General features: G+C 30.2%; 5 protein-coding genes. All 5 read left to right on the top strand.

Annotated features, from left to right (window positions below; genetic code table 11):
• The coding region (locus ACK4M9_RS22685) for a hypothetical protein (protein ID WP_409855054.1) at positions 1–203 on the top strand (203 nt) is incomplete at its 5' end.
• Between the two features lie 427 nt (positions 204–630).
• The gene (locus tag ACK4M9_RS22690) at positions 631–867 is read left to right on the top strand and encodes a DUF3953 domain-containing protein (protein WP_409855055.1); all 237 of its coding nucleotides are present in this window, start codon (positions 631–633) and stop codon (positions 865–867) included.
• 88 nt (positions 868–955) lie between these two features.
• Positions 956–1,207: a hypothetical protein gene (locus ACK4M9_RS22695; protein WP_409855056.1), complete on the top strand. Its 252-nt coding sequence runs from the start codon at positions 956–958 to the stop codon at positions 1,205–1,207.
• 153 nt (positions 1,208–1,360) lie between these two features.
• Complete coding sequence (locus tag ACK4M9_RS22700) at positions 1,361–2,032, top strand: hypothetical protein (RefSeq protein WP_409855057.1); 672 nt, start codon at positions 1,361–1,363, stop codon at positions 2,030–2,032.
• 81 nt (positions 2,033–2,113) lie between these two features.
• On the top strand, positions 2,114–2,479 hold the full coding sequence (locus ACK4M9_RS22705) for a hypothetical protein (protein WP_409855058.1): 366 nt from the start codon (positions 2,114–2,116) through the stop codon (positions 2,477–2,479).
• The last annotated feature ends 330 nt before the right edge of the window (positions 2,480–2,809 follow it).

Consider the following 2,809-nt stretch of genomic DNA (forward strand, 5'->3'; position numbering starts at 1 on the left):
TAAGTGTTATATTTTTAATTTTAATTTTAAGACGTATTAAAAAAGGGGTTTCTGGTTTGAAGCTGATGCTACTAGGGATTAACATTACACTAGTTGGTGGTGTGGTCACACTAGATAATAATTTAAGTTTAGGAGTTTTAGGTTACTTTATAGTAGTAGTGGGTTTAATATTATCTTTTATTGGGTCTACCAAAAGAGACTAATCATTCCTATTTCAGCTAACGGATGCTTATATACAGTACCAGCCACAAAACATTGATATGGTGCACCTTTTTTCTTTGTTTACATGTAAACGTAGCAAAGTGGTTAAGGACTTGACTTGGAGCCTCTGTGGGCATGAGTGGTCTTGAAAGGCTGAAGTTAAGGTTTCATCAGGCGAACGAGCCTATCATACCCACCTCTCCAAGTAAAGTCCTATCGTTGTTTACGTTGAAAACTATAATCTCCTACTGTATAAAACAAGTAAGCAAAGATAGAAAATAGGCTGTTTTAGTATCTTTATTAACAATGAATACGGTCATTTACCATACTGTATATAAGGGCAGATTAGTTTAACTAAGAAAAAGGTTAATTTATTAAAACTATAAATGTAAATATGTTACAGTTAATGTGATTGTAAGAGGGAGAAATATGTTGAAAACGTTAAGAATATTCTTATCAATAGTTATTGTTATGTTAGCAGGTTTTATTAAACTAACTCAAAACTTTGAGTTTATGCCTTTATTGATGTTGATATTGGCTATCTCTATGTTAATTACAGGGATAATTGAACTTCAAAAAGATAAAAAAAGATTTTGGGGATACATGTGTATCATTGCTTCTGTGTTTGGTTTTTATGTTTCCATAGAAGGCTTCTTATTAAAGTAACGAATGCTTTAGTTTAGTTTCTACAAGAAGGATTATGATGAAATGTTCTTGAGATTTATTTCTATTAACTCGAAAAGGGGAGGATGTTGTGAAAAAAACTCTTAACTCATTTCTTTGTGGAATTATCTTTGGAGGGCTTATATCTTTTCTTACCCTCGATTGGAAAAATCGTATATTTAAAAATGAACATCATTACGGTGGAGAACCTAAAATGGTAACAGATATAGATATTTTATTCTTTTCTGATGTTTTATTAATAATAATTGCAGTAACTTTCTTCATCTACGTAGCTTGGACATTCATTGAAAAAAGAACAAGAAATAATAATTCTAAAATTTAATTACGCAAAGCGATTGATAATAGAAATTATTGCTTGTCGTGCTAACGAGTGCTTTAGTGAAACAAGCTCCTGCTGCTATGGTGCTATCGAGTAGGTTGATGAAAAAGAGAAGGGATTACTGTTGCAAAAATATTATTGATTGGAGGGATAAATTTGATTAAGAAAAGTTATATGAAGATTATAAACGGTCTTATTATAGTAATATTACTGATAACAAGTTATAATCTTTTCCAAGAAAAACGGATGTACGAAAAACAGTTATCAAATGTGTTAAATAGCGATATGATCCGACTTATTGATGCAATTATTCTTAATGATAAAGTTTATGAAGAAATAATAGTTTCTGGAAACATAACAAAGGAAATCGCTCAAGTACTTGAAAAAACAAATGAAAGAATTGTGGAAATCACTCAAAAGTATATGAATTTAGCTCATGATTTTGGACGGGTTTCTCAAATGAATAAGAAAACAGCAGAAAATGCCAACTATATAAGTCGTTTTTTTATGAATATGAGAGGACCAACTGAAGTATTAAGCAATGACCAAGCCGAAGAAATTGTTTTTGTATTAGATCCAATTTCTAGAACAAAAATTGAGGATTTGCTTAAATTAAATGCTACTTGGATTGAATCGATAGTTAATAATATTCATAGTGCGCAAATGATCAACGAAGAAGTTTCTACCCAAGATTTTAGAAAATATTATGGGGAAAATAGTATAACCGATGATTTTTGGGTGAATTTCATCACAGATTTAGAACAAAATACCGAAACATTTTTGGCGAATGTAAACTATGCTCATATGGGAGAATTATTTGGAAATTAATTCATATATAATTTCACTAATGAGAGCGTTAGTTTAGGGATGGCTTATTTCTGTATTAAAGAAAGATAGGTGGAGAAGTGAATGAAAATAAACAAAAAATCAAGCAAGGGTCAGTTCTATTCAAAATTATCTTTACTTTTAATACATTTAATTTCGCTATCTTTTGCCCTTGACTATGTAGGAGTAGGTGAAAGAACTAAAGTTGAGCAGTTGGAAATCATAGATAAATATTTTGTAGAAATAAATACAATCCAAAGAAGTAACAGCTCAACTACTATTCCAGAACATTACCGTTTTGTTTTTAAAATTAGAAATAAAGCTGTGGAAATGCGATTTTTTGGTAGAGATTATGAAAACTATAATATTGGTGACAAAGTAAAGGTAGAATCCAAAATTCCATTAAATATTTTCAGAAAACCTTATATTACCACCTATAATTTTGACTAAAACTAATTGATTTATCTTACTTCACTAACAGTGGCGTTACTGGAACAGCAACAGTGACGCTTTGTTTAAGTATAGGGATAGGAGTGATATAAAACCATCTAGAGTTTTATTGGCAAAACAACTATTTAACATTGAAACTTTAAGAAAGTTTATTCTTAATAATAGGTATTTAAGAATAGCATTGTTCAAAATTAAGAGACGATCACGTTTTGATATGCTCCCCTAAAGGTAGACAGATTAAAAAATAAAAATCTGACTACTAAAGGGGGAGTATTTTTTATGTCAAAAAGAGCCTATACTCCAAATTTTAAACTTGAAGTTATACAAGCA

The sequence above is a fragment of the Anaerobacillus sp. genome (genome assembly GCF_046314235.1).
Classification (GTDB): domain Bacteria; phylum Bacillota; class Bacilli; order Bacillales; family Anaerobacillaceae; genus Anaerobacillus.